The sequence below is a fragment of the Massilia endophytica genome (genome assembly GCF_021165955.1).
Classification (GTDB): Bacteria; Pseudomonadota; Gammaproteobacteria; order Burkholderiales; family Burkholderiaceae_D; genus Rugamonas; species Rugamonas endophytica.
Window position 1 is genome coordinate 4,752,589 of the sequence record NZ_CP088952.1, and the last position, 26,675, is coordinate 4,779,263.

General features: G+C 60.6%; 23 protein-coding genes. 6 read left to right on the forward strand and 17 right to left on the reverse strand.

Annotation, left to right across the window (positions count from 1 at the left end):
- The first annotated feature begins 78 nt into the window (after nucleotides 1-78).
- Nucleotides 79-534, forward strand: a complete 456-nt coding sequence (locus LSQ66_RS21805) for an Lrp/AsnC ligand binding domain-containing protein (RefSeq protein WP_231767259.1) — start codon at nucleotides 79-81, stop codon at nucleotides 532-534.
- An 81-nt stretch (nucleotides 535-615) separates the two neighbouring features.
- Entirely contained in the window at nucleotides 616-2,130 is a 1,515-nt protein-coding gene (locus LSQ66_RS21810; RefSeq protein ID WP_407659649.1) for a methyl-accepting chemotaxis protein, read from the forward strand.
- On the opposite strand, the gene LSQ66_RS21815 is transcribed toward LSQ66_RS21810, so the two are convergent.
- Both LSQ66_RS21815 and LSQ66_RS21820 read right to left on the reverse strand, forming a co-directional pair.
- Nucleotides 2,131-2,676 (reverse strand): DUF1579 family protein, encoded by a 546-nt coding sequence (locus tag LSQ66_RS21815; RefSeq protein WP_231767261.1) that lies wholly within the window; start codon nucleotides 2,674-2,676, stop codon nucleotides 2,131-2,133.
- Between the two features lie 92 nt (nucleotides 2,677-2,768).
- Nucleotides 2,769-3,737 (reverse strand): LysR family transcriptional regulator, encoded by a 969-nt coding sequence (locus tag LSQ66_RS21820; RefSeq protein WP_231767262.1) that lies wholly within the window; start codon nucleotides 3,735-3,737, stop codon nucleotides 2,769-2,771.
- Between the two features lie 102 nt (nucleotides 3,738-3,839).
- Between LSQ66_RS21820 and LSQ66_RS21825 the strand changes: the two genes are divergently transcribed.
- The gene (locus LSQ66_RS21825; protein ID WP_231767263.1) at nucleotides 3,840-4,133 is read left to right on the forward strand and encodes a hypothetical protein; all 294 of its coding nucleotides are present in this window, start codon (nucleotides 3,840-3,842) and stop codon (nucleotides 4,131-4,133) included.
- Between the two features lie 38 nt (nucleotides 4,134-4,171).
- Here the strand turns inward: LSQ66_RS21825 and LSQ66_RS21830 are convergent, their stop codons facing one another.
- The 3 genes from LSQ66_RS21830 to coaD all read right to left on the reverse strand — a co-directional run bounded on the left by LSQ66_RS21830 (nucleotide 4,172) and on the right by coaD (nucleotide 5,635).
- Nucleotides 4,172-4,765: a chalcone isomerase family protein gene (locus tag LSQ66_RS21830; RefSeq protein ID WP_231767264.1), complete on the reverse strand. Its 594-nt coding sequence runs from the start codon at nucleotides 4,763-4,765 to the stop codon at nucleotides 4,172-4,174.
- Nucleotides 4,766-4,879: 114 nt separating this feature from the next.
- Nucleotides 4,880-5,134 carry a YfhL family 4Fe-4S dicluster ferredoxin gene (locus LSQ66_RS21835; RefSeq protein ID WP_231767265.1) on the reverse strand — a complete coding sequence of 85 codons (255 nt, stop codon included), beginning with the start codon at nucleotides 5,132-5,134 and terminating at the stop codon, nucleotides 4,880-4,882.
- 9 nt (nucleotides 5,135-5,143) lie between these two features.
- Nucleotides 5,144-5,635: a pantetheine-phosphate adenylyltransferase gene (gene coaD / locus LSQ66_RS21840; protein WP_231767266.1), complete on the reverse strand. Its 492-nt coding sequence runs from the start codon at nucleotides 5,633-5,635 to the stop codon at nucleotides 5,144-5,146.
- A gap of 198 nt (nucleotides 5,636-5,833) precedes the next feature.
- Here coaD and LSQ66_RS21845 point away from each other — a divergent pair, with 198 nt between their 5' ends.
- Nucleotides 5,834-6,448 carry a DUF2306 domain-containing protein gene (locus LSQ66_RS21845; RefSeq protein ID WP_231767267.1) on the forward strand — a complete coding sequence of 205 codons (615 nt, stop codon included), beginning with the start codon at nucleotides 5,834-5,836 and terminating at the stop codon, nucleotides 6,446-6,448.
- On the opposite strand, the gene rsmD is transcribed toward LSQ66_RS21845, so the two are convergent.
- Nucleotides 6,395-7,021 carry a 16S rRNA (guanine(966)-N(2))-methyltransferase RsmD gene (gene rsmD / locus LSQ66_RS21850; RefSeq protein ID WP_231767268.1) on the reverse strand — a complete coding sequence of 209 codons (627 nt, stop codon included), beginning with the start codon at nucleotides 7,019-7,021 and terminating at the stop codon, nucleotides 6,395-6,397. The genes LSQ66_RS21845 and rsmD overlap by 54 nt on opposite strands.
- A 21-nt stretch (nucleotides 7,022-7,042) precedes the next feature.
- On the reverse strand, nucleotides 7,043-7,939 hold the full coding sequence (locus tag LSQ66_RS21855; RefSeq protein WP_231767269.1) for a DUF6279 family lipoprotein: 897 nt from the start codon (nucleotides 7,937-7,939) through the stop codon (nucleotides 7,043-7,045).
- Between the two features lie 26 nt (nucleotides 7,940-7,965).
- Here LSQ66_RS21855 and glmU point away from each other — a divergent pair, with 26 nt between their 5' ends.
- Entirely contained in the window at nucleotides 7,966-9,342 is a 1,377-nt protein-coding gene (glmU, locus tag LSQ66_RS21860; protein WP_231767270.1) for a bifunctional UDP-N-acetylglucosamine diphosphorylase/glucosamine-1-phosphate N-acetyltransferase GlmU, read from the forward strand.
- Here the strand turns inward: glmU and LSQ66_RS21865 are convergent.
- Nucleotides 9,326-9,919, reverse strand: coding sequence for an acyl carrier protein phosphodiesterase (locus LSQ66_RS21865; RefSeq protein WP_231767271.1), 594 nt, complete (start codon nucleotides 9,917-9,919; stop codon nucleotides 9,326-9,328). The genes glmU and LSQ66_RS21865 overlap by 17 nt on opposite strands.
- 297 nt (nucleotides 9,920-10,216) lie before the next feature.
- The gene (locus LSQ66_RS21870) at nucleotides 10,217-10,681 is read right to left on the reverse strand and encodes an Lrp/AsnC family transcriptional regulator (RefSeq protein ID WP_231767272.1); all 465 of its coding nucleotides are present in this window, start codon (nucleotides 10,679-10,681) and stop codon (nucleotides 10,217-10,219) included.
- 126 nt (nucleotides 10,682-10,807) lie between these two features.
- Here LSQ66_RS21870 and glmS point away from each other — a divergent pair, with 126 nt between their 5' ends.
- Nucleotides 10,808-12,637, forward strand: a complete 1,830-nt coding sequence (gene glmS, locus LSQ66_RS21875; protein ID WP_231767273.1) for a glutamine--fructose-6-phosphate transaminase (isomerizing) — start codon at nucleotides 10,808-10,810, stop codon at nucleotides 12,635-12,637.
- Between the two features lie 106 nt (nucleotides 12,638-12,743).
- On the opposite strand, the gene LSQ66_RS21880 is transcribed toward glmS, so the two are convergent.
- The 8 genes from LSQ66_RS21880 to LSQ66_RS21915 all read right to left on the reverse strand — a co-directional run bounded on the left by LSQ66_RS21880 (nucleotide 12,744) and on the right by LSQ66_RS21915 (nucleotide 26,671).
- Nucleotides 12,744-13,730 carry a hypothetical protein gene (locus tag LSQ66_RS21880; protein WP_231767274.1) on the reverse strand — a complete coding sequence of 329 codons (987 nt, stop codon included), beginning with the start codon at nucleotides 13,728-13,730 and terminating at the stop codon, nucleotides 12,744-12,746.
- A gap of 17 nt (nucleotides 13,731-13,747) precedes the next feature.
- A complete protein-coding gene (locus LSQ66_RS21885) occupies nucleotides 13,748-16,216 on the reverse strand; it encodes a S8 family peptidase (RefSeq protein WP_231767275.1) in 2,469 nt (822 codons plus the stop codon).
- A gap of 8 nt (nucleotides 16,217-16,224) precedes the next feature.
- Nucleotides 16,225-17,217: an AAA family ATPase gene (locus LSQ66_RS21890; protein ID WP_231767276.1), complete on the reverse strand. Its 993-nt coding sequence runs from the start codon at nucleotides 17,215-17,217 to the stop codon at nucleotides 16,225-16,227.
- Between the two features lie 470 nt (nucleotides 17,218-17,687).
- Complete coding sequence (locus LSQ66_RS21895) at nucleotides 17,688-19,487, reverse strand: hypothetical protein (protein ID WP_231767277.1); 1,800 nt, start codon at nucleotides 19,485-19,487, stop codon at nucleotides 17,688-17,690.
- Complete coding sequence (locus LSQ66_RS21900) at nucleotides 19,484-21,955, reverse strand: phospholipase D-like domain-containing protein (protein WP_231767278.1); 2,472 nt, start codon at nucleotides 21,953-21,955, stop codon at nucleotides 19,484-19,486. The genes LSQ66_RS21895 and LSQ66_RS21900 overlap by 4 nt, the downstream gene beginning before the upstream one ends.
- A 560-nt stretch (nucleotides 21,956-22,515) precedes the next feature.
- On the reverse strand, nucleotides 22,516-25,350 hold the full coding sequence (locus LSQ66_RS21905) for an ATP-binding protein (protein WP_231767279.1): 2,835 nt from the start codon (nucleotides 25,348-25,350) through the stop codon (nucleotides 22,516-22,518).
- Between the two features lie 128 nt (nucleotides 25,351-25,478).
- The gene (locus LSQ66_RS21910) at nucleotides 25,479-26,099 is read right to left on the reverse strand and encodes a hypothetical protein (protein ID WP_231767280.1); all 621 of its coding nucleotides are present in this window, start codon (nucleotides 26,097-26,099) and stop codon (nucleotides 25,479-25,481) included.
- Complete coding sequence (locus tag LSQ66_RS21915) at nucleotides 26,096-26,671, reverse strand: hypothetical protein (RefSeq protein WP_231767281.1); 576 nt, start codon at nucleotides 26,669-26,671, stop codon at nucleotides 26,096-26,098. Before LSQ66_RS21915 ends, LSQ66_RS21910 begins: the two co-directional genes overlap by 4 nt.
- Nucleotides 26,672-26,675: the final 4 nt, after the last annotated feature.

Consider the following 26,675-nt stretch of genomic DNA (forward strand, 5'->3'; position numbering starts at 1 on the left):
TCTGGTATTGCCGGGGGCTAGCAATACATTGTTTTTGGTGAGAGAATTTAACCAAATAAAATTAATTAGGGGATTTCCATGCTGGACAAGATCAGTAAAAAGATCCTGATGGAACTGCAAAGCGACGGACGTATCAGCAACGTCGAGCTCGCGGGGCGCGTCAATCTGTCGCCTGCCGCCTGCCTCGAGCGCGTCCGCAAATTGCACGAATCTGGCTACATCATGGGCTACACCGCCCAGCTCAACCCGCAGCTGCTCGATGTTTCGCTGCTGGTGTTCATCGAGGTGGTGCTGGACCGCACCACGCCCGAGGTCTTCGACGCCTTCAAGCATAGTGTACAACTGATTCCCGAAGTATTGGAATGCCATATGGTCGCGGGCGGCTTCGACTATCTGGTGAAGGCCCGCGTCAAGGACATGGCCGCCTACCGGGAATTCCTGGGGAAAACTTTATTGCAAAAAGGTGTCAGGGAGACACATACTTACGCTGTAATGGAAGAAGTAAAAAACACGAGCAAACTTCCTATCAAGTAAGGCAGCGGCCCCAGAGCCGCGCACAAGACGGAGACAGTCATGAAGCTGCATGGCAAGCCAGTGCGAAAGATCCTCACGACCATGGCAGCTGCAATCGGGGGGCTATTCGTTTCCTGGCTGGCCTGGGTGAGCATAGGCGCCGGTTCTCCCATGTGGTATGTCGCCCTTGCCGCCGTAGTCAGTGCGGCAGCCATGGCCTTGATCCCGGCCGAAAACGCGGAAGACGGCGCGCTGCGCTTCGCCCACCTGGTGGGCAAGGAGATCGACGCCATCATGATCGGCGCCGCAGAAACCTCCTACTTCGTGGACTCGGTCAAAAAGAAGATCGAGCAGGACGTGCAGACGGCCAGCGATATCGTGGCCAGCTCGGACCAGAACGCCCGCACCACCGAACAGATAGCCGCCAACGCCGAACGCGCATCGCAGGTGGCGCACCGCGTGCGGCAGGAAACCACGGTGGGCCGCACGGAAGTCGACCAGGGCCTCGAACGCATTTCCACCGCGCGGCGCGATGCGCAAACGGCGGCGGAAACCATGGCCAGCCTGCAGGAAAAGGCGAAACGCATCTACGGCTTCACCAACGCGATTACCGAGATTTCAGCCCGCACCAATCTGCTGGCGCTGAACGCTGCCATTGAGGCGGCGCGTGCCGGCGAACAGGGGCGCGGCTTCGCCGTGGTGGCGGGCGAAGTGCGCCAGCTGGCGCAGCGCACCAAGGAGGCTACGGACGAAATCAGCCACATGGTCCGCGAAATCAACGAGCAGGCCGAGAAGGCCAGCAAGGGAATGAGCTCCCTGGCCACCGGCGTGGCGGAAGCCGCGCGCAATGTGGAATCGGTGCACGGGCTGCTGGGGAATATCGAGGAATCATCCAGCATTTCCGAAAAGGAGATCGACGAGATCGCGCGGGCCTCGCGCGAGCATGTCGAGACCACGCACGTCATTGCGCAGGCGATCACGCAGATCCGCGACAGCATGCTCTCCACCGACGGCGAGCTGCCACGCGTTACCGGTTCCGCCATGGCGCTGGCCGAACGGGCCGAGATCATAGCGGGGGCGCTGGCGGAGTCCGGGGTGGAAACGGCGCACGACGAGATCCGGGAGGCGGCGCAGCGCGCGGCGCAGGAAGTGGGCCGTATTTTCGAATCGGCCATCGCCAGCGGGAAGATCACGCGCGACGCGCTGTTCGACCGCCGCTACCGCGAAATTCCGAACACGAATCCGCCCAAGTTCAACACCATGTTCGACGCGTTCACCGACAAGGTGCTGCCCGAGCTGCAGGAAGGACTGCTGGCCGCGCTGCCGCAGCTGGCCTACGCGGGGGCTGTGGATAACAACGGCTACTTCCCCACTCACAACAAGAAGTTCTCCCAGCCGCTGACGGGGAATTACGACGTCGATATCGTCAACAACCGCACCAAGCGCATCTTCAGCGACCGGACGGGCAAGCGCTGCGGCTCGAACACCCGCCCCTTCCTGCTCCAGACCTACAAGCGCGACACGGGCGAAGTGATGCACGACCTCTCCGCCCCCATCTACGTGGACGGCAAACACTGGGGCGGCTTCCGCATCGGCTACCGCTCCAGCGCCCACTGATTACGCCAGGCGCCGCTTGAACAGGATCTGGGCGCGGATGAATTGGGTGGGCCGCACGAGGCCCAGCTGCCAGAAGGTGTAGAGGCGGGTGTCCTTGTCCTTGTATTCCACGTTGAAGCGGTAATCGACGAAGCGGCCCTGCCCATCCGGCTGCTTCGCCGACCAGGCCATAGTCTTCTCGGCTTCGTGCCAGTAGCCGTAGGAGGTGCGCACGGCGCCGTCGTTGGTATCGATCCATGTGTCCACATAGGTCTTGGCCACGGGGTCGTAGCCCCACATGCCGTGGCCCTCGTAGGCAGGGAAATCTCCCGTTTTCGCCACCTTGAATTCGTTGACGATCCAGTGGCCGTTGGCCAGCAGCGTGTTGACCTGCACGCCCTTGGCGGTGCCGGTTGGCTTGCCGCCGCTGTAGAAGGTGATGTCGGCGTCCCAGGTGCCCGCTTCGGCGCGCAGCACCTCGTAGACTGAGTCTGGAACTTGGGCGGCAGCCATCAGGCTGGCGGCGCCGAGTGAAAGTGCGGCGAGGGCGTGAATAAGGCGGTTCATTGCGGGTGTCTCCTGTTTTTGCGGTCCTATTGCCGCTGCTGGAGACAATAGACGCCGCGCGCGGCGGCGTCTTTCGCAAAGTTGTAGCGCCGTCAGGCGGTATCGGGTTTGGGCGAGGTGTTCGGCGCGGTGCGCGAGGCCACGGTGTTCATGCCTTCCAGGTGGCTGCGCAGCCACTTGTGCGCCGGGCTGCGGGCGTCGCGCTCGTGCCACAGCATGTCCAGGTGAACCGCGGGGAGCTGGAAAGGCAGTTCCTTGTAGATCAAGGCGTCCGTCATGCCGGTGGAGGCGATCAGGTGCTTCGGCAGCACCGTGACGAGGTCGGAATTGGCCACCACCCGGCCCGCCGTGAAGAACTGGTTCACCGTGAGGATGATGCGCCGCTCGCGCTGGATCTGGGCCAGGGCCTCGTCCACCAGGCCGTGCGCCCGGCCGGAGAAGCTCACCAGGAGGTGGTTGGCGGCGCAGTAGTTGTCCAGGGTGAGTTCCTTCTTCGCCAGCGGGTGGCCGCGCCGCATCACGCACACATAAGTGCCGGAATACAGGCGCTCATGCCGGATCGGCGAGGCGATTTCGTAGGAAAGCTGCGCGGCCACGCCCGGGAAGAAGCCCACGGCCAGGTCGATATCGCCGCGCAGCAGCATGGGGCGCGGCTCGCGGGTTGTCAGGGGCACCATGCGCACGTTGACGCCGGGTGCGTCGCGCTCGATGGAGCGCATCAGCGAGGGCAGCCAGAAGGCCGCGGTGGCATCGGCCATCGCCAGGCGGAAGGTGGCGTGGGCCTTTGAGACGTCGAAGGTGCCGGGCGTGACCGCCGCCTCCAGGGAGGCCAGGGCGCTGCGCACGGATGGCCAGAGCGCCTCGGCGCGCGGCGTGGGCTTCACCCCGTAGGCGGTGCGGATCAGGAGCTCGTCGCCCAGACTTTCGCGCAGGCGCTTGATGGCGTTCGATACGGCGGGCTGGGTCATCGCCAGATGGCCGGCGGCCCGCGTCAGGTTCTGCTCGGTCATCACCGCGTCGAAGACCCGCAGCAGGTTGAGGTCCAGCGTCAGGAAGCTCATAAGAAATTCACGGTAATGATGATTGTTATCGGGAAATGGAATTGGATTTATATGTTGCGGCGCACTAATATGACAACTGATTCTAATAGCTTACGAAATATCATGTCCAGTTACATTTCCGTCGCACAATATATTGCTCAGGACATGTCCGTGGCCGATGCATTGATCGTTTTGCTGAGCTGCGCCATGTCGGTTGCCCTGCTGTTCCTGTTCAAGCCGCTCCTGCGCGGCCTGGCGCTGGCCGCCATGCTGGTGGTGAAGCCGAAACTGAGCAAGGACGAGCGCCTCCAGCGCCGCCAGATGCGCGACGCCATGCTGCTGAAGCGCCTCATGAACTCGTCGGAGCGCTCGCCCAGCGACGCCGCCGAACTGCGCGCCCTGGCCTCGCGCGCCTGAGCCGAACTAGCGCGGCAGGCCTCTGCCGCGCTGCAACATCAGCTGCCGCCCAGGAGCTTGGGCTTGAGCGAGCTGTCCGCCGGGTTATCCCCGATCCAGATGCGCAGGATCGCGTTGTAGAACGCCACGTCCGGCACCGTTTCCCCGATCTTCTTCCCGTTTAGCGTGCATTGCGTGCCCACATTCGGCACCCAGTCCACAATCAGCACGTCGCCTTTCTTCAGGCCGGGGATGGAAGCGAACATCTCGCCGAAGGTCTTGGTCTGGGGCAGCAGGCGGGTGCGCTCTGCCTGGTCGGTGTTGGCGTTCAGGCCCTTCATGAAGGCTTCGCCGAAATCTTCCGAACTCAGGTCGCGCAGGCTCACGATCTGCACCCGGCGCGCCCCCTGGCTGGCCAGGATGTCGGCCGCCGTGGTCTTCTTCTCCGGCAGGTAGAGCCCCAGGGCGTACACCTTGAAGATGACCTTGGTGCGCTGGCCCGCGCCATTCAGCTTCAGGGTCTGTCCAGCGACGGTGGCCGTATCCTCGAACTTCACGCCGGCCACTTCGGTAGCAGCAAAGGCGCCCGGCGCAAAGGCCGAGGCCAGCAGGACGGCTGCAGCGCCCTGCATCATTTTTCTGCGAGTAATCATCGTGTCTCCAAAGAGTGGGAAGTGCCGTTGCAATATACCATCGCTTTAACGCACGCCCATGCTTTTTCTGTCACCTTCTGGTGCCAGGCACCAGAAGGTGACACGGACTCGGCCTTAGGCTTTGGCGGCTTGCAAGCGCTCGTATTTCACGAACAGCTCTTCCTTCGACTCGCGCCAGGCGGGGTTGAAGGGGATGCAGGCCACGGGGCAGACCTGCTGGCACTGGGGCTCATCGAAGTGGCCCACGCATTCGGTGCATTTGTTCGGGTCGATCTCGTAGATTTCGGGACCCATGTAGATCGCATCGTTCGGGCACTCGGGCTCGCACACATCGCAGTTGATGCAATCGTCGGTAATCATTAATGCCATGACAAACTCCTACCCGGCCTGGCCTGCGGCGATCTTTTTGAGCAGCCAGCGTTCCACCGAGGGGAACACGAACTTGGAAACGTCGCCGCCCAGCTGGGCGATTTCGCGCACGATGGTGCCCGAAATGAACTGATACTGGTCGGACGGGGTGAGGAAGAGGGTCTCCACGTCCGGCAGCAGGTAGCGGTTCATGCCCGCCATCTGGAATTCGTATTCGAAGTCGGAGACGGCGCGCAGGCCGCGCACGATCACGCGGGCGTCGTGGGCGCGCACGAAGTCCTTCAGCAGGCCGGAAAAGCCTTCGACCTTGACATTCGGATAATGGCCGAGCACTTCGTTCGCAATCTCCAGCCGTTCTTCCAGCGTGAAGAAGGGACGCTTGTTCTTGCTGTCGGCCACACCCACCACGAGGGTGTCGAACAGGCCCGAGGCGCGACGCACCAGATCCTCGTGACCACGGGTCAGCGGATCGAAAGTTCCCGGATAAACGGCTACAACCATTGTTGCTCCCTGCGCTTTGCGCCTACTCAGAAGGCGAATTATGCCTTATTTTGGGGCAGCCGATCAGATGGCCGGTCGCCCGCCTGCCCCGTTTCGTCGGCCGGAAAGCCTGTTCCGTCGCTTTCCCCGGAAAGAATATCCGCCCCGCCGTAGTCTTCACGGTGCCGCCATGCCGGCATCCGAACAATTGGGGATAACATGAAAAATACTGCTCGCTTCATCATGTACGCGCTCGTCCTGGTGGTTGCCATCAGCTCGCTGTACAACTACGGATTCAGGGGCTTCAGCCTGCCACAGCATTTCCAGTCGCACTCTGTGGGCATCTTCTATACCCATGTATTCGCGGCGGTGGTGGCGCTGCTGCTGGGGCCGCTGCAGTTCTCCGCGCGCCTGCGCCAGCGGCGGCGCCAGCTGCACCGGTGGCTGGGCCGCCTGTATCTGGGCGTCGGCGTCCTGTTCGGCGGGCTGTCCGGGCTGGCCATGGCCTGCTCCTCCTCCAACAGCCTAGCGGCACGGATCGGTTTTGCTGCGCTGGCCCTCACCTGGCTGTATTCGGGCTTCAAGGCCTACCAGACCATTCGCGCGGGGGACGTGGAGCAGCACCGCAGCTATATGGTGCGCAACTTCTCGCTGACCCTCGCTGCCGTCACGCTGCGCGTCTACCTGCCCCTGTCGATGATGTCGGGCGCGGACTTTACGACGGCTTACGCCGTCATCGCGTGGATGTGCTGGGTTCCCAACCTGCTGCTGGCCGAGCTCTTATGGAACCGCAGGCCGGAGCAGATGAAAGTGGACCATGCCCGCCTTGTCTGAACGCACCACTTCCCAGGGGGCCATCCATTCCGGCGCCTCCTCGCCTTCGAGGGGCGTTTCGGATTCGGCGTAGACGAGTCCGTCCTCGGTCAGGAGCTTCCCGCACAGGGGCAGGGATTTGGGGAGCAGGTCCTGCTGGTAAGGCGGGTCGAGGAAGATGAGGTCGAACTTCTGGCCCCGCAGCGCCAGCGACTGGGCCGTGGCCAGTGCATCGCCGCGCTGGGCGGTGACGTTGGCGGCCTTGAGCTTTTCGCGGATCAGGTCCAGCTGGCGGATGACGGCGGTATTGCTGTCCACCATGGTCACGCGCGCGGCGCCGCGGCTGGCGGCCTCGAAGCCGAGGGCGCCGCTGCCTGCGAAGAGATCCAGCACCTGGGCGCTGTCCCAGTCGCCGTCGCGCAGATGGTTGATCCAGTTGAAGACCGTTTCACGCACCCGGTCGGGCGTGGGACGCAGGCCCAGCGCTTCGAGCACGGGCAGCGGCGTACGCTTCCACTGGCCGCCGATAATGCGCACCTGCCTGCTGTGCTGGGGACCGTGGACGGGGACTTTGGCGGGCTTCTTCTTTTGCATAGGGCGGCACTATAGCACGCCCTATTTTGCCTCGGCCGCCAGGGTGCTGAAGTCCGTGATCCAGCCCTGCATGCGCTTCTGGGCATGGGCCTTCTGCTCCGGCGTGGCGATGCGGATCACCGTGTGTACCAGCTCGATGGTGGCGGCCGTGTAGGCGTCGTAGAAGGGTTTGCGCTCCGAGCTGTCCATGCGGGCGAAGTTCTCGCGGATGGTGCTCTGGATCTGGGCGATGGCCTGTTCCCGGCTCGGCTTTTCGCTCATGATCTTGCGCGCCAGCGCCAGGATGCTCTCCTGGCGCCGCATGCGTTCGTCCAGCCAGATCTGGTTGTCCAGCGGCCGCGCGTCCGACGCCTTGCGGATGATGGCTTCCTGCTCGCGGCTGAAATTGCCGAACCACAGCTCGAACTGCTCCATCGACTTCTTGTAGCGGTACTTGTTCTGGTCGTCCCGGTCGCCGCGCATGTTCTCCTTGCGGAATTTGGCGTTGTTCTTGGCGAATTTCTTCTCCATCTGCTCCAGCTGATCGGGCTTCAGGGTCAGGGCCAGGTCGGCGATGTCGGGCGCAGCCTTCAGCAGCAGGGTCTGGGTGCGGGCGCGGATATCGTCGTAATTGGCCTTCAGCTGGGCCTGCGTCACCTCGCCCTTGAGCTGGGTCTGGGCGCGCTGCAGGAGCTGGATATAGTCTTGCAGCTGGGTCTTGCGGTGCCAGCGGAACAGATCGTCGATATCGCGCTTCACTTCGGCCTTCTGCTCGCCGTCGAAATCGACATAGGCGTCCAGCCACCAGTAGAGCAGGGTATCGCCGTTGTTGTAGGCCAGACGCAGCGAGCTGCAGGCCGCAATGAAGAGCATGCAGGCGAGCACGATCCAGCTGGCCATGGAGCGGTGGGAAGGGGACTGCGTGTTAAACTTTTGCATATATTTAACTCACACTAATTCGGCTTATGAACGTTGTTATCCTCGCCGCTGGCATGGGCAAACGCATGCAGTCCGCGCTGCCAAAAGTGCTGCATCCTCTGGCCGGCAAGCCATTGCTGGCGCACGTGATCGACACCGCGCGGACCCTTTCTCCGGCCAAATTATGCGTGATTTACGGGCACGGCGGCGCAGCGGTGCTCGAGCACCTGGAAAGCCATAAGGCAAAAGGCGGCGTGGAGATCTCGGCCGCCCTGCAGGAGCCGCAGCTGGGCACAGGCCACGCCGTCATGCAGGCCATGTCCGAACTGGACGAGAGCCAGCCTACCCTCGTCCTTTACGGCGATGTGCCCCTGACGACGGCCGACACGCTCAAGCGCCTGGCCGAGGTGGCAGGCAACGACAAGCTGGCCATTCTCACCGTGATGCAGGAAAACCCCTTCGGCCTGGGCCGCATCGTGCGCCATGGCGGCCGCATCACCCGCATTGTGGAAGAGAAGGATGCGCGCGACGAAGAGCGCAGCATCAAGGAAATTAACTCCGGCATCATGGTGGCGCCGACCGTGCTGCTGAAGAAGTGGCTGGGCGCGCTCACCAACAACAACGCGCAAGGCGAGTACTACCTCACCGATATCGTCGCCCAAGCGGTGGACGACAAGGTGGAAGTGGTCTCGGCCCATCCCTCGGCGGGCTGGGAAGTGCTGGGCGTGAACAGCAAGGTGCAGCTGGCCCAGCTGGAGCGCATCCACCAGGGCAATATCGCGCTCGGGCTGCTGGAACGGGGCGTGACCCTGGCCGATCCCGCCCGCATCGACGTGCGCGGCGAACTGGTGTGCGGGCGCGACGTCTTTATCGATGTCGGCTGCGTCTTCGAGGGCAAGGTGGAGCTGGCGGACGGCGTGAGCGTCGGCGTGCACAGCGTGCTGGTCAACGCCAGGGTCGAGGCGGGCGCCAATATCAAGCCCTTCTGCCATATCGAGGACGCGGTGGTAGGCCCGGCCTCGCAGATCGGCCCCTATGCCCGCCTGCGCCCCGGCACCGTGCTGGGCGAGGATGTGCATGTGGGTAACTTCGTCGAAATCAAGAACAGCCAGGTCGCCGCGCACAGCAAGGCCAATCATCTGGCCTATGTGGGCGACGCGACCGTGGGTTCGCGCGTGAATATCGGCGCGGGCGCCATCACCTGCAATTACGACGGCGCCAACAAGTTCCGCACCGTGATCGAGGACGACGCCTTCATCGGCAGCGACAGCCAGCTGGTGGCGCCGGTGACCGTGGGCGCAGGCGCCACCCTGGGGGCGGGCACCACGCTCACCAGGGACGCGCCAGCAGGCAAGCTCACCATCTCGCGGCCCAAGCAGCTGACCATCGAGAACTGGAAGCGTCCCGTCAAGGTGAAGAAATAAGCCTGCGCTCCTCGGCGTAGGCGATCAGGTCCGGGAAGAAGTCGCCGAAACCCTGTGCGAAGGCGGTGTAGTGCTGGCGGACATCGCCCAGGCCTTCGCGCAGCAGGTGCCCGTTCCTGCTCAGCCGCGTGGACAGCCGGTTCACGGCCAGCTCCACGCCTTCCAGCTCGCCATACGCGCCGAGCCAGTCCTGCTGGATCAGGCGGGGCGCGATCTGGCGCAGCCTTTCCGGCAGAATCGCTTCATGCTCCGCCAGCGCCTTGTAGAAGCGCGCAATGAGCTCCTCCCGTGGAATATCGCAGTAGCGCTCCCAGTGCTGGCTCAGCACGTGGTCGTAGAACACGTCCAGCACAATGCCCGCGTAGCGGCGGCGCCCTTCCCCGAACATTTCCTTGGCCGACTGCACGACCGGGTGGCTGTCCGTATAGCTGTCGATATGCCGGTGCAGAATGATTTCCCGCGCAATCCCGGGTGCATAGAGATCCGTGTCGTTCGCCTTCACGAAATCCCCCAGCATGGCGCCTACCATGGCTTCGTCGCTGTGGCGGGCCAGGTAGATGTGGGCGAGGTAGTTCATTGGCTCATTCTAGTCCTGTGGATAAATATGTGCGTAAGCCTGCGAAAAAGCGCGGGACAGAGCTGGGATAAAGGCAAAGTGGTATGGTCCATTTATCCACAAACGACGGCCTGCTGCGGCTCTTGTGGAAAACCATGGGGATAGTGCTTGAGCAACCGGGTATAAGCCGAAATTGTGGATAAGCCTGTGAGCAAGCCCGTGAAAATCCGGTGAATGAGGACTGGAAAGCGTGTGCAAAACTCCAGCCGGGTGTGGAAAACCCTGTGCACAAGGCTTGTAAAACGCAGTACAACTCCCTCACACATCGATTCTGGTCTCAAACTTGCTCCGGAAAGTGGAGAAGTAGGTTTTTACGTTGCGCACATTCTTCTGTGAGGCAAACAGCCGATGAGCCAGCGCATGGTAGGCGGGCATGTCCGCCACCTGCAGCACCAGCACGAAGTCCGGTCCAGGAGAGACCCGGTAGCACTGGAGTACCGCCGACTCCTTGGCCACCACTTCCTCGAACTCGCTCATGCGCTCGGCAGCCTGGATATCCAGCGTGATCTCCACAATGGCAGTGAGCCCTGCCCCCACTTTCTCCGGCGCCACGATGGCGACCTCCCGCTCGATCACCCCGCTGTCTCGCAGCTGCTTGACCCGCCTCAAGCAGGTCGGCGGTGAAACATGGACGAGCTGAGCCAGCTCGTTATTATTCAAGGAGGCGTCCTGTTGCAAAGCATTTAAGATGCGGCGATCAATTTCGTCAAAGATTACGTTCATGCGAAATATTCTTTCATGGCGGGATGCGTTGGAAATATTATTTCATCAAACTGCAAAGTTCGACAGCATATTTCAGATGGCATAGCCTAGCATGCAACTCATCAATCATTTGGCGAAGAGGTTCCTATGTGCGGCATCGTCGGCGCGGTAGCGCAGCGCAATATCACCCCCATCCTGGTCGAAGGCCTGAAGCGGCTCGAATACCGCGGCTACGACTCTTGCGGCGTCGCCCTGCACCTGGACGGCAAGCTGGCCCGCTCGCGCAGCACCTCCCGCGTGGCCGACCTGGAGAAGCAGATCCAGGAAGTGGGCATGAAGGGCTTCACCGGCATCGCCCACACGCGCTGGGCTACCCATGGCGCCCCGGCTTCGCACAACGCCCATCCTCACTTCTCGCCGAATTCGGATGGCGCCCGCATCGCGCTGGTGCATAACGGCATCATCGAAAACCATGACGAGCTGCGCGCCGAGCTGGTCGCCCTGGGCTACATTTTCCAGAGCCAGACGGATACCGAAGTGATCGCCCACCTCGTGGACCACATGTACAACGGCGACCTCTTCGAAACCGTGCAGCAGGCCGTCAAGCGCCTGCACGGCGCCTATGCCATTGCCGTGTTCTGCCGCGAGGAGCCGCACCGCGTGGTCGCCGCGCGCCAGGGCTCCCCGCTGATCGTGGGCCTGGGCGAAGGCGAAAACTTCGTGGCCTCGGACGCGATGGCGCTGGCAGGCACCACCGACCAGATCATCTATCTCGAAGAAGGCGACGTGGTCGACTTGCAGCTGGGGCGCGTCTGGATCGCGGACGTGAATGGCAAGCGCGTGGAGCGCGAGGTGAAGACGGTGCACGCGCATACCGGCGCCGCCGAACTAGGTCCCTACCGCCACTACATGCAGAAGGAAATCTTCGAGCAGCCGCGCGTGGTGGGCGATACGCTCGAAGGCGTGACGGGCATCATGCCCGAACTGTTCGGCGACGGGGCCTACAACGTCTTCAAGCAGGTGGACCGCGTGCTGATCCTCGCCTGCGGCACCAGCTACTACGCCGGGCTCACGGCCAAGTACTGGATCGAATCGATCGCCCAGCTGCCAGTGAATGTGGAAATCGCCAGCGAATACCGCTACCGCGACTCCGTGCCGCACCCGAACACGCTGGTGGTCACCATTTCCCAGTCCGGCGAGACGGCGGACACCATCGCCGCCCTCAAGCACGCACGCTCGCTCGGCATGGAGCACACGCTTACCATCTGCAATGTCTCAACCAGCGCCATGGTGCGCGAATGCAAGCTGGCCTATATCACGCGCGCGGGCGTGGAAGTGGGCGTCGCTTCCACCAAGGCCTTCACCACCCAGCTGGCCGCCCTCTTCCTGCTCACCCTGAGCCTGGCTCAGGTGAACGGCCGCCTGAGCGACGAACAGGAAGCCGCGCACCTGAAAGCCATGCGCCACCTGCCCTCCGCTATCGCCGCCGTGCTGGCGCTGGAGCCGCAGATCATCGCCTGGGCCGAAGAATTCGCGCGCAAGGAGAACGCGCTATTCCTCGGCCGAGGCATGCACTACCCCATCGCGCTGGAAGGCGCGCTGAAACTGAAGGAAATTTCGTACATCCACGCCGAGGCCTATCCGGCGGGCGAGCTGAAACACGGCCCGCTGGCGCTGGTGACGGAGGAAATGCCGGTGGTGACCATTGCGCCGAACGACGCGCTGATCGAGAAGCTGAAGTCCAACATGCAGGAAGTGCGCGCCCGGGGCGGCGAGCTGTATGTGTTCGCCGACGTGGACTCGCGCATCACCTCGGGCGACGGCGTGCACGTCATCCGCCTGCCCGAGCACTACGGCCAGCTCTCGCCGATTCTCCACGTCGTGTCCCTCCAGCTGCTGGCCTACCACGCCGCCCTTGCGCGCGGCACGGATGTGGACAAGCCGCGCAATCTGGCGAAATCCGTCACGGTCGAATAGAACGAGCACTGTCGCTCCAGCATAGATGGTAAGCGACAATAATGTACGAGACAAAATGTTTAAGTCTGAGACAAGATAATAAAGTCGGTTTTTCCTTAGGAGGGCGTCAATCTGATTCTAAGGCTGCGAGAGACGTCGATATGGTCGAACCTGGTGCGCGCGAGTGGATGTCAACGGCGTAATGCGATCGGACATGCGCAACGAGATCTTGATATGGAATACGTTTTTGCAGGCTGTGAGCAATCAAATATCGACGTAGCGCGCGATTCGATAGATCCGAGGATCCTATTTCATGCGCGTTCACACTTTCGGCATACTGGCTGGCGTCTCGCAATATGTGTCCGATGGTCCAAGGCATCACTGCGTCGTCAGTACGGAGTTTTGCAATGAGCGGTACATCAGTTTCGCTAGACCGGGGTGCCGGAGACAAACCTCGCGATATGCGGTAACGACGTAGGGCTTCAATTGCGGGCGCAGGGACAAATACGTTGTCGACTACGTCTCCGCGGCCGAATCGATGAACACTGGTCTGCCATCCAACCGCGGTTTGCCTGATGTCAGACATACGTGCGGAGGCCAGTTCACTACGATGTAGCGCTGTCCAATAGGACCATTCCGCAACAACAATCGTTCGCCATAATGGGTCACGGCTGCCGCGTTCTGGATCGGGCAGCTTGGTCCACGATTCGCGGATCTCATGCCAACGTTTGGCGGCTTGCAGTAGCTGGCGCGGATCAATCTCGTCAGGGTCGACCGTTCTTGGAACCGAAAGTGAGGTCGCGGGGTTGTCCGTGCGTAAGCCCGCCACAGATAGAACTGCAAACAGGCGGACTAGCGTATTGCGAGTGCTGCGCACCGTACGTTCACTGAGCTGAGTAGGCTGCTGATCCCTTTCCAATTTAGGGTGCAATAGGCCAGAAGAAAATTCGTCGAGGTAGCGCGCCAGGTCGCTAGTATCTACATTGAGAAAGTCCAGTTCCTCCAGTAGGAGCCACGTTTGCAGACGTTCAAACTCACGGAAGTATGTTCGATAAGTGTTCGGAATATGTTCATATTGTCCGAGCCATTCCATCAATACCTCGGTGCTACTCATGCCATCCACCTTTGCCACTATCCGAGCTCCAAATCGATCGGTACTTCGAGCTCTTGTGCAATCGCGTTATACAACTGAACTGTCACGTCTTCACTTTCCAGTGACACCAGCAACGAAAAGCGTGCCGGCGTGGTGCATCGGCCGCGGTTGAGCCTTTGCCGCCACCAACCCACAACAGGATAGACGGCGATTAGGTTTTTCGTCGCCAGGTCGGCAGCAGGACCGCGCCAGCAATCTGCATGCAACGAGCCATGCCCACGAAGCCGAGGCCCGAGATCCCATCCCGTGTCACCGGCGACATCGATTGTTTCGCTGTCGTCCCGCATGGCATAGTTGACGCGCTTGTTGAACATATCCTCTGTTTCCGTGGTGCGCTTTACATCGAATCTCAGGCTGTGGGAAGCGTAACGATAGCGGTTCGTCCAACCGCGCTTACCAGGGCTGGGCTCGACAAAATATGAGAGGGTAACACGCATCTTTACCCGCGTGTCTTGCATGTCCAAAAGCATCTGTTGAGGCCATGGCAGCTGAAAAATGCAAAGCTCGTTCATTTTTCCGACGCTTTGATCGAGTCGGAAAGGTTGCAGCGTTTCTTGCGCGATAAGGCAAACGCGATGCTGAGCAGAATGCTTAGCACGGGTCTCATCCGGAACGCCATGTCCACAGGCTCGCAAGAGATCACGCCAATTTGGATAGCGAGCTCGCTGTGCTTCTGTCCAGTTCGCATGGTGCACGATTAGCCCGCGCACCGATTCCGGCCAAAGATCCGGATTTTCCGCCCAAATACGCCCCGCTACTCCTGCTCCTTGAGCAGTTGCCGCGCTTGTGGCCCAAAAATAGGACAGCGGATGGACGTTGAAATTTCGGTTGGTGGTCAATAGCTGCAGTGAAGGCGGGATATCCGTCAGCTCGCCGGCGGGATCGACGGCAACATTTCCTCCTTCAAAGACGACATCGGGCTTCATGGGCCAACCACGCCACTCTTGCGATGTCGAGCTGAACGGGCTCAAATCACCTGCGGCCGCCAACGTGGACCAACCTGCAAAATCATCTGAGGCCGGCAGAGTAGTCTTGTCAGTGTACGCGCCTATGGTCAGAGCGTTCCATGCCTGGCCAGGTTGCTCGACGCCATACTCCTTATTTGACAGCGGATACGCAAGCCAGCGTTGGTCCGGCTGCACATTTCCGGCGGAAATGATGAACAAACGCCCGTCTCCGCCCTCGGCGTCGAAGGCAAGCTGGTCAATTGCCGCTGAATACGAAGACGGCTCGCCGATTTGATGCATGGCGGACGTAACCGCCTTACAAATCACTCGGCGCCGGTTGGGAGCGTCAATTTCGCACTTATAGACCGCTTGTTCGGTTATCGCTCCTAAGACTTCATGGCTATCATTGCCGTCAACTTGCATGCCGCTGGGCGGCAAAATCTTTGACGACTCGAGGCGAAATGGCACTGATATGCGGCCGCCAGCCTCAACTGCGTCGCGCAGATCGCCGTACAAGACCACGCCTGCCATTCTTGTGCCGTGTCCCTCATGGTCAGCCACGCCCCAGGCATTGTTGACGGCATGCATGTCTCCCTCAGCCAGCACCGGGGCAATAAGGGGATGTGCTCGCGCAACCCCAGTGTCCAGGATTGCTACGGACACATCGTCGCCCCTGATGTCGATACGCCCGGCAATATTCGCCACAATATTGTCCTGGTCGCCAAGTGTCAGCGTATGTGGGAATAGCGGCGGTCGATCCGCGCGGCGAATTTCAGCGACGAGATTCAGGATAGGGATCGACTGGGCAAGTTGAGCCTGGGTTGCCTTGATGTTAGTGACGACCCGCTCGTGAAATGCAAGCCATTGCTCTGCAATTTCAATGTGGGCCGCCGTGGCGGCATTTTTGAAGCGGAGAAAGGTAGCTGCTGGCGCGAGCTTGTCGGTGCGTAGCCAGATTTCCCACCAATGCTCGCCATCGCCGTCAGGCATGGCTTCTTCGTCGGTCCAGAGCTGAGTCATTGTTGCAACGCCAATTTCCTCGATGCTTTCGACCAGATTGGCATTTCGAGGTCTTGGAACCTCTGACCGTGTGTTCTCTTGCAAATATGCGACGACTTTGCGAACTAGAATGTCCAGCTTCCCATCGGGAATCCAGCAGGTTGCGAAGGTAACCTCGCCTTGCTCCCTGACGTTGAGCAACTCGATTCCAGAACGTATGACGTCGAGGCTCTCGAATACCAAGTCAAAGCCAGCAGCACTTCGGAATTCGACGGCGATACCGTCCGGCGCGTCGATGTTGAGCGCTTGGCGGCTGAGCTTTCGCTCTTCTAGTACGGGGCGGAGATTTTCCAGCTGGCCCAGAATCCGATTGCCGTGTTGGGCTCGCTCACGCTGCATAAGATGCAAGGTGGGACCACGGCCGGGTCGCGGAGTATAGTCTTGAGTCACAAATCGGTTCACTAGACGCAAATGCGGAAGACGTTGCGGTCCAGTGGCCATAGACTCTCCTAAATCGATTGGGAAAAGTTCTTACGATCAGAGCGCCGTTCTTGCAGCGCATTTTTCATATCTTGCTCAGCAACGTGGTCGCGGCCGGCAACGATCATGTCCTTAATGGCGTCGTTGCACGCGCGCTGAATGTCCGCAAAACTTAGTCCAGCGGCTGCTTCTGCCAATTCATCAACCCTTAAGCCGGGCGCGTGTCGGACTAAGCGGCGTGTAAGCAATTCGACGATGGCTGATGATGGCGGCAATTCGAATCGAAGAACATCGTCGAAACGCCGAAACAGTGCGGCGTCGAGCAATTCTGGGTGATTGGTCGCCGCGATTACGACGCTATTTGATTCGTCTTGTTCAACCAGCTGCAGGAACGAATTTAGGATTCGACGAATTTCGCCGACGTCGTTTGTCGTGGCTCTTTGCTGACCGATAGCATCGAATTCGTCGAATAGGTAGACGCCGCGCACTTGCTGAATGTTATCAAAGATAAGTTTCAGCTTTGCTGCTGCTTCACCCATAAAACGCGTGAAGAGACTCTCTAGTCGTAAGCTAAAGAGTGGCAGGGAAAGTTCGCCGGCCAGAGCCTTGGCTGACATTGTCTTGCCAGTTCCAGGCGGACCAACCAATAAGAGTTTGCTCCGCGGGTGCAAGCCGTGCTCGCGAATTCGATTGGCTTGTCGTTGCTCACGCACCAGCCGATCAAGACGTACGCGCGTCTCCGTAGACAATACGACATCGTCGAGGCGTGCGTCTGGATACGCCACATTCACCAAATCGGCAAGTTCGCCCTTAGGTTGGGCGATCGGCGTGGGGTGCCGCTTCGCAACGATCGAGCCCTGCTCGCGAAGTTGGTCTACCAGGTCTCGGATCTCGCCCGCCAAGCGCTCATGCCCTGCTTTGGCTTCTCGCGCGGCGATTTGAAGCGCAAGCGTCAGCACTTGGTTCTCGTCGGCGTCCTTGTAGGCGCGCAACATTGCCTTGATCTGATCGCCGTTAGCCATTACGAAACCCTTGAGATTTTCCAAAAAATGCCGCGTGAGACCGGCAATTAACACCTAGCGACATTGTAGCCTTAATCGTAGGTCAATATCAACGATATCTAAAAATATCGTTGATAAGATACGCGAAAAGGGCGCCTTCGCTCTGCTTAACCATGACCGATGTGGGGATCGCTTTCGCAGCGCTGCAACCGCTTGCTGACACTCGATCGTTCCTGCCCCAAGAGGATGCGCAACGTGAACGCGGAGTTCTTATCACGGCCTCTTGTAGGCGGCGGCCAAACTGCCGCGATCCCATTGGCTTTTCCTGTCCTAAACTTTATTGCCGTAAGAACGGTGATTCCATTTCAAAGCGGCCCGCCTGTCTCAAACATTGATTCCCAGGACACCAGACCGGCAGTGCGCTAAGTCACTGATTTGTCTAGCACGGTTGTCTCAATCTCTATTACCTATCGCCAACAGAGGCAGTCTCCCTAGCTTTGCGAGGCGTCAGCCAGAAGTCTGCGGCCCGCCGGTAACAGCCTGAAGCTGGCGTCCCGGTAGTATCTGCCCTGCGGCCCGGCGCCAAGCCTTACATCGAGACAGCCGCAGTCTTCCAGCAGCAGCAGCGCGTTCAGCAGAATGTCATGCGCTTCCTGGGCAAAGATGAACTTGGCTGCACGGCCTTCCCGCCACCGCGACAGGCCATGGCTCTCCTGCGTAAAGATGAAGCGATTCTTGCCATCGCCCGCAGACGCCGTGCGCGCACCGGCTGTGCTCAAGTGCTGCTCGATAACGTATCGGCTGATGACTACGAAGACGAAATCGCCAAGTGGCCTGTCCCTGTACTCGTTGACGAGTGCAGCCAGCTGGGCGAGGCAAAGCTTGTCGTCGTCAAAGGCCAGCAGGCTCTCGACGTGGTCCCTCGCCTTCTTCTCGTCATGCACCAGCGCCCTCAAATTTTCTATTTCGATAGCGCAGTAGGTTAGCGCATTGATGGCGAATTGGCCGGTCGTTGCCCAACGCTCGAACGTGCCTTCAATGTCATTTGGCTGGAGAACTATGGGGAAACCCCTCAGGTAGTCCTTCATTGCTCCGGTGTTCAAAAATTCCTTGTGGCGTGCCCGGCATATGCCGGCAGCCTGTAACGACGGAAAGCTCTTTTGTTCCCTCCTGTACCATTCAAGATCGCTGCCTATCGTGGCGCCCAGCGCGATACCAGGCGCCTCCGTCTCGCATATGAGTATCTGCAGTTCCCTGCAGATGTCGGCCTTAAATGTGGGCTCCTTCGCTTGCTCCTTGCGGAGGATGACTCGCTCAACCAGTCCCAGCAGCGCTTCCATCCCGAGGCGCTGGAGCTGGCGAATCTGAAGTACATACCATTCCCGCCAGCTTTCCTCGACGCCGTTCAGGTCGACCCGCACGCGCTCTGGGGCATACCCAGCTGCCATCACTTGCCGTATCGACTCCACAGGGACGAAGTCGCGGGTTTTCCCTTGCCCCGCCTCGATTGCCTCCAAGGCGCGAAGCGCCAATACGATGCTCTGCTTGCGTTTTCGGGCATTCTTGATCCGATGCGTTCGGGTGGGGTCACTGCTACCGTCAAGGTCAACTGATCCGTCCAGGTACAGATGGAGAAAATTTGTCTTTTCCGACTTCGACGGTTTCCGGAGCGATATAACTTCACTCAGGGAGGACAGCCTTTTCCTGGTGCAGGTAATGTCGTCTGTCGACTTAAGCCATCGCAAGACGGCGGGCTCCAAGCTTTCCAGTTCTTTGGCAAATGCTTTGGCCAGCAGCGTCCCAGCCGGGGTGCAGGAGAACGTCCCCTTTGCTTCCTTTATCCCGCGTCCAAGAAGCCCGATTCCGTTCACTAGTCCCGGAAGGTAGTACAGGGGGTTCATGAACGTTGTCTTGACACCCCAGCCGTCAAGGGTCAAATCCCGCTTGTCCCTATCGTCCTTGAAGGCGCTTAGGCCGGGAACCATCTTTTCTTGTTCACGCCAGGCTTGCCACGTCAACAACAGCTGTACTTTGTCCAGCAGAATCGTGGTGGCGGATGCCAGCTCGGCAACGTTCACCTTCTCTCCATCGGATGAAGCTTGCCTGACAGCGTGATCCACCGCCCAGCATAAAGCCGAGTAAGCGCGAATGTGCCGGACAGTATTATTCAGCCCGGGAAAGACTCGACCGTAGAGACGTTCACCCACAGCACCCATACCCAGAAAATCGCCTGCCTGGGCCGAACTCACCACGGCGTTGAAGGTTGGCCCGGCAAACTCGAAGCCCTTCATTGATCTCCTCCTTGCTTTCGTGGTGCGATGAAAGCGTGGCATTGCTCATGAAATTCATGCAAAGCCGTGAACCTGGTGCGCGCGACAATCGGACGGCGGCAAATCGCTTCGCACACGGCGATGTGCTTCTCTCTCAACCTGCTTCCCTGTTGCTTGGAAAGCGCTACGTGGCATTGCGGACATCCGGGAGAATGGATGTCGGAAGGGTCAAGCTCCTGAACGATCGAATACTTCTTGAATCGAGCACCCGGCGCAATCCTTAAGCCCGCGACAAAGTCGGTTTCGGCGTGCGTCATGGCGCCAGGCGGCGACTGCAAAGCGCCCATGCCGTAACGGAGCAAGTCGTCGATACGGTCGGCAAGCCGCGGCGCCTGTGCAATCTTCTGCAGCTCAGGCAGTAATTCGCTCCAGCTGAAGGCCTTGAGTATCAGATAGCCCCTTCCCGGAAAGTCTTGAGCATGAAAGCCCTGTAACTCGGCAACATTGACCGTCCTGCCGACAAACTCTTCAAGGATGTTCAGGACGGTGGGGTAGGAGGGAATGCTGCCGTGTCGGCTGAAAGCGAGGCAAGCGGCGGCACCGACGCAAGCAAATGCCGGCAACAGCTCGTGCTTGCTGGCCTGCGTCAATTGAGCTCCCGCATGCCGTTGGAGAGCCTGAACCAGAATGGTGCCGGCATTCGCGCCGTCCGCCGCAGCGGCGGAGGGCCTTTCTGGAAAATGCCTTCGCAGCTGCAGTCCCAGCAGGTAGGGCAGCAGCCACCTGGCCTTGGCATCCGGCAGCGCGGATTTCAGGGCCTTGCCGATAGCCGCTTCCAGGGACTGCCTGGCCAGTCGCGCTCTTTCGCGGGCATCGGCTTTCTGCTTTCTGTTTCGCCTCTCCGCCTGGGTTTCGGCCGGCACGCCGTCCTCTGCAGCGCTCTCGTGCTCCTCCTCTTCGGTCGATATCGGCTCTTCTTCGTCTTCAGTTGCTTCTGTCCCGTCCTCTGCTTCCCTGATTGATTTTGACAGCGCCAGCAGCATCCGTGTCAGCCTTGAGTTCCCCGCATAGCCATTGGCGTTGCTACGAGAATGATGGTTTTCCTCCAGTTCAGATCTGGTCATTTCGATGTCCGCGTCAGCTGCGCTTTCCTTTGCGGCGCCTCGCGTGCCACCCGACTTCTTGAGCTGCCGTCCAGTTAGTGCCGAATGAACCGCAGTCAGCACGAGATACTCATCCTCGGGGTCGTACGCGCCATCTTCCCGTTCCAGACGCCCGACCGCTTTTTCAACATCCACCTCCGACGGGCGGTACTTCAGCTCGTCCTCGACATTGACCCAGGAATAGCAGAGGAAGGGGTTTCCCCCGGCATTTGTACCCGATACCTCTACCCATATTGCGCCGTCTTTCACCAACTTCTTGATGCTGCCGTTCAGCCACAACTTCAAGGCGCCATCTGTATTCGGAATGTCGCCTTCCTCAAAAAGTGTGGTCTGACCTTGGAAGAGCCGAACATGTAAAGGCGTAGCGGCTGGCCGAGGTGCCAACTCGATTTCCAACTCATAGCCGGCGCTCAGGCTCGCCTTGCAGAGGATCGCTTCCATGGATGCGAGCGGCGCCGGAAACTCGCAGGGCTCGTAAACCACCTTCCCCTTGGCATGCTTCCAAATTTCCGCGCGCGCTTCCATGTTGACGCGAGCAATAGCCAGCTCAATGTTAACTGTGCGCCAGAGGCTCCGATAGGTCGCGTTGACAGAACCGGTCATGGAAACGCTCGCGCTGGCGTGATTGCACACATCGAACCACTTTGCGTGCAATGGACGGTCGTCACCATTGAGCTTGGGGGTTACAAAGTGCGTTGAAGCATCAGGCTTGATGTTCTTCGCGAAGGGAGCCAGGAATTCTCCCTTGGCTCTTTTACCCAAAGCATACTGCAGCGACTTGGCGCCAATCTTCCGCTGCAATTGGCGGGTCGCGTTTGCGTCCTTGTCATGGTAAGGCGAGAGTACCGTCAGCGTTTCGGGAGCCGGAACGAAGCGTTTCACCAGCCCGATCAGTTTTTCGCCGGCAGGGTTTCCCAAGCTGGACACAAGAAATGCCGTACGCGCCGACCCTGCGTTGCGAACATTGATCCTTGATTGAGTGAGGGCCCGCTTCGAAAAGTAGCTTACGGCCCGCCGCTCCGCCCCTTCGGCCAGATTGGCGACCACGGCGACTTCTTCGAGAAATTGGCTGAATTCCTCAAACACCTCAGGCTCGGCAGTGGCGCTGACTGCGTCGAGTACCTCCAATTGCCCGCCCTGGCCGGCGGCAGTGAGGTTCCCGCTGCCGACGACCAGGATGTCGCCACCAGTGGTTTCCAAGTAGGCCAGTTTTGGATGGAAAATGCCGCCCGATGCGCCAGTCGCACTGATGACGCGGTACCGGCTGCCGCCAAACTGGCTCCTGGTATTATCGATACTGCATAAGGCCTCTCGCGAATCGACCATTACAACGATGCTTTCGCAGTCGTTCTGTCTCAGTAGAGGGTAAAGCGTTGATTCGAACCAAGTTGCCGAAAAGGTGTACGACGTCAGCAGTACGCGCCTGGGTTTTACAGCTTTAATAATGCCGTATAGATTGTTCAACCGGTCCTCGCGAGCTATGTTGAGCAAATATCAGTAGAAGACGCATGCGACGCCTCGAGGAATAGTGTGTCAGCCCCTCTATCACAACAATTCTACGTCACCACAGCTACGTCACCACAGCGAGCCCGAGCCTGTCCGGACTTTCGCTGACTTGATCTAGCCATTAATCCGAGAGACAGCGCAAAATCGCAAATTCCGGGCCACGTGAGGGGACTTCCTGCTGGAGCTGCTACTGACAGGTGGACACATGCGCGAGAACTCCTTCAGTTTGCTGCAAAAGTCGCCACGCGGGAGTACCGGATGCGCCCATATCTGCCGGTACTTGTAGCTGGCGCTCGTGACGAAAGAAATGCCGGTCGGTTACTTGGGAATATGACTGCGCGGCCAGGAACGCGGCCGTTGCATGGCAATAGGACTCCGGCTTAATGCCGCACCGGCGGCGCTGTCTGTTCGGCTATCGGCATGTTCATTGACAGCAGCACGTCCAGTTCCGTGTGGTTGACCGGTTTGGTCAGGTGAAAGTCGAAACCTGCCTCGCGCGTCAGGCGGCGGTCGCTTTCCTGGCCCCAGCCGGTGACGGCGATGATGCGCGGCCCCGGTCGGGTCGTCATTCCCCGCAGCTCGCGCGCAACATCGAAGCCGGACATGCCCGGCATGCCCAGGTCGAGCAGCACCACCTCGGGCTCGAACTCGAATGCGAGCTTGAGCCCTTCCCGCCCGTCATGCACTTCGCGCACCTCGTGGCCGGAGGCCTGCAACAGCGCGGCCATGCTGGTGGCGGCATCGCGGTTGTCGTCGACCACGAGAACCCGGCGCGGATGCAATCGCGCCTCGTGGCTGGTGCGGGCCCCTTCGGTCGGCGCCACAGCGGGCCGCTCAAGCAGCGGCAGGTAGACCGTGAAAGTGCTGCCCTTGCCCGCCCCTTCGCTCGCCGCCCCGACAGTGCCGCCATGGAGCTCGACGAAGCCCTTCACCAGCGACAGCCCGATGCCGAGCCCACCCTGGCTGCGCTCCAGCGCGGGAGTGACCTGCGAGAACAAGCCGAAAATATCCTCGAGGTGTTCCGGCGGAATGCCGATGCCGCTATCGGAGATTGAGATCTTTGCCCTTCCCGGCAGGCGTTCGGCTGAAACGCTGATGACGCCCCCGCGCGGCGTGAACTTGATGGCGTTGTTCAGCAGGTTGAGGAAGCACTGGACCATGCGCGTGGTATCCGCGGAGGCATATAGCGGATCGTCCGGCAGGTGCACCACCACCTCGTGCCCTGCGGACTTCAGCGTTTCCTCCACTGCCTGCAGCGCGTCGGACAGGCAGTCGACCAGCGACACATCCGCCTTGCGCAGGGAAACCTTGCCCTGGGTGATGCGGGACACCTCCAGCAGGTCGTCAACCAGCCGCGCGAGGTGGCGGGACTGGCGGTCGATGACGGCCAGCAGCCGTCCCGCATTGGCCGGAAGCCCGGGGATGCGCGACAGCAGCTCGGTGGCGTTGCGGATCGGCGCCATCGGATTGCGCAGTTCGTGGGCGAGGGTGGCCAGGAACTCGTCCTTGCGCTGGTCGGCCAGCTTGAGCGCCTGTTCCGCCTCGGTCTGCGCGGTGATATCGGCGTTGACTCCGAACCAGTGGATGATCTGCCCTTCCTTGTTGCGCAGCGCCACCGCGCGGCTCAGGAACTGACGCCATCGGCCATCGGTACCTTTCAGGGGCACCACCATTTCGTAGGGCTCGCCGGTGGCAACCGAATGGCGCCACCGCTCGACGATGGTCGGCAACAGTTCCGGATCGTTGACCTGCCGCCAGCCCCAGCCCTCCGCCTCGCTCAGCGACAGTCCGGTGTACTCGTGCCAGCGCCGGTTGTACCAGTAGATCCAGCCGTCCGGGCGCGCCATCCACGCGATCTCGGGCAGCTCGTCCGCGAGCGTGTGGAAATGCGCCTCCATCTCCTCTGCCGCCGCTTCGCCACGCTTGCGCTCCGTAATGTCGGCGATGACGCCGGATACCACCGATGCCCTGCCATTGTCGTCGTAGCCCGCTTTCCCCCGTGCGAAGGCCCAGCGCCTGTTTCCCTTCGCGTCGCGCAGGCGGAACTCGACGTGGCAGTCGCGCCTGCTGCTGAGGCATTCGCGCACCTGCGCGCGAAGGCGGTCGCGATCCTCGGCGAACACGTAGTGCATCAGCGCATCTGGCGCCGATCCCAGTTCCCCGGCTTGAAGCCCAAGGATGTCGCGCTCTACTTCGGGGCTCCACCATGCACGGTTGTCGACCAGGTTCCAGTTGAACACGCCCATCTGGCCCGCTTCCAGTGCCAGGCGCAGCACTTGCTGCATCTCCTGGAGCTTGGCTGCGGTGCGTGCTGTGGCCTGGGCTTCGGCCAGGTCCTGGTACATGCGGCGCTGCTCGGTCAGGAGCATGATGAGGACGAAGCTCGAAGCGACCAGTGCGTAGACCCTGCCTGTGTAGAAGCCGACATCCCACCGGCCAGCGTTGAACACGCTCACGAGTCCGATCTCGAAGAACCATGCGGACAGCACCACCACGAGCCACATATCCATCGTTGACGTGGAGCGGCGGGTGAACAGGATCACCAGGGCCAGCCCGGTAATGAACCATTGGCCATAGCGCCCGACGTTGAAGGCGGACGAGTATCGGTCGTTCTTCAGCATCTCGGGCAGCCAGTCGCCGCCCGCCGTTGCCAGCGCACCCAGCATGGCGGCGCAAGCGAGCGTCACCAGCACTGCCTGCGCCGTCGCCCACCCCGGCCGCTCGGCCCGCCAGTCGGCCTGCTTGAGAAAGGAATAGGCGATGACGGAAGCGGGAAAGCCGATGTGCCAGAAGACGTGCAGATAGCCCGTGGTCTGTGGGCCCGCGCCAAGCAGCCCGGTGGGCGCAAAGACGCCCGGGAAGGACAGGAGGTGTACCGTCGCCATGACGGCCGAGTACAGGTAGCCGCAGGCCAGGATGAGGATGCAGCGCTTGCGGACGAGGTAGAAGTAGCCGAGCAATAGTGTCATCGTGATCAGGTCGTTGATCACGAGAACGGGCTGGTGCAGGGGAATGAACCACGGCGCGGCTGACAGCGGCGTGCTGGCGAAAGGGATGAGCGCAATAAACATCCCGAGCGATACTGCAACGATGATCAGGGCCAGCCGCACCGAGGCCGGTCCCGCCCCGTACTCGAACAGGGTTCTTGCTGCCTGGCTGTCAGTGGACGCCGCATCCTCGGGCGGGATACCTGACAACTTGGATATGTAATTCATACGCAATGAGCACCACCAAGCTTTCGCGGAACCCATCGTATGCCAGGTAGCAGTGGAGCGGAGCACGGTACAGGCCGCGCTAGCTGGCGGAATCCGTCACCGGGGAGTGACGGTCCGCCGCAGGGTGCTCAGCGCTGAGCCGTGGGGACCGGCGCCGCCGGCGCCTGCTCCAGAAGAAGCTTCTGCATCTGCAGCAAGGCGTCCTGCATGGCCAGCTTGCCGCTCAGGCCGAAGTCGTTCTTAAACTCCGAAAACTCGGCATTGCCCTTGCCAACCACCCGCTTGGTGTCGATTGTGCGGCCACTGGTGTCGCTGATCTCGCAAACGAGGTCCACCGTGAAGTAGGTGGGCGGCCAGGTCATCATGCTCGACGAAGAGGAATTGGGCTCGATGCGCGGCTTGACGATGTAGTTCAGCGCATTCTGCTGGATGGCCTGCTGGTCGGACGGGCTTTTCAGTGTCGTCACGTTCTCGTAGACGTTGGTGAGCATTTTGTAGAAGCCCACTTCCAGGTCGCGGTAGGGCTTGGTGCTCACCTTGTCGCCACCGCCGCCCGGGGTGATGCGCTCCTGTTCGCGCTGAGCGGCGTCGACGTAGTAGCCGACGTTCGCCTTGACCCGCGGCTTGGCATCGGCCGGGCGTTCGATCTTGGCGATGTCGGGCGTGATCACGATGGGATGGGAGCAGGCGGTCAGCAGCACGGCCGCTACGACGCCGCATCCCAGTTTGCATGCACGAACGAAGGTCATTGCGCCTCCTTGTTCAGCGCGGTGGAAAAGTCGGGATCGGCGTACAGCGCCGCCAGCAGTTTCGAGACCAGAACCGGATAGGCGCCGATGGCGTTCGGAATGGCGACCGCGCCGACGAAGGACGAGTCCCATTCGTGGTTGGCCGACTTCACCTTGTCATACTTCACGCCGCTGGCGCCGCTGACCACGAAGCGCGCGGAAATGATGCCATTGCCTTTGCTGAAACCCGAAGCATCCAGTTCGTTCTTCAGGAGCGTGCCCGTGATGACGGTCGACGCGTCGGGCGACAAGCTGCCGGCCAGCGTCAGTTCCTGTTTCAGCGCTTCGGCCACGTAGGCGGCGTACGAGGAATCGTAGGGAGAGTTCATCGAATTGCCGCGCAGGGAGATCGGGTTGGCGTTCTGCTTGTCCTGGGCGGAGCTGAAGGCGCCCACTTTCGCTTTGGCCGAGCTGGCTTTCTTGATCGCCGCCACGTTGTCCAGAACGGGCGAATACTGGGGGGCATTGGTGCTGCATGCCGTCAGGCTGAGCGCGAGCAGCAGGCTGCTGCCCGCAATGAGAATGCGTTTCATGGTG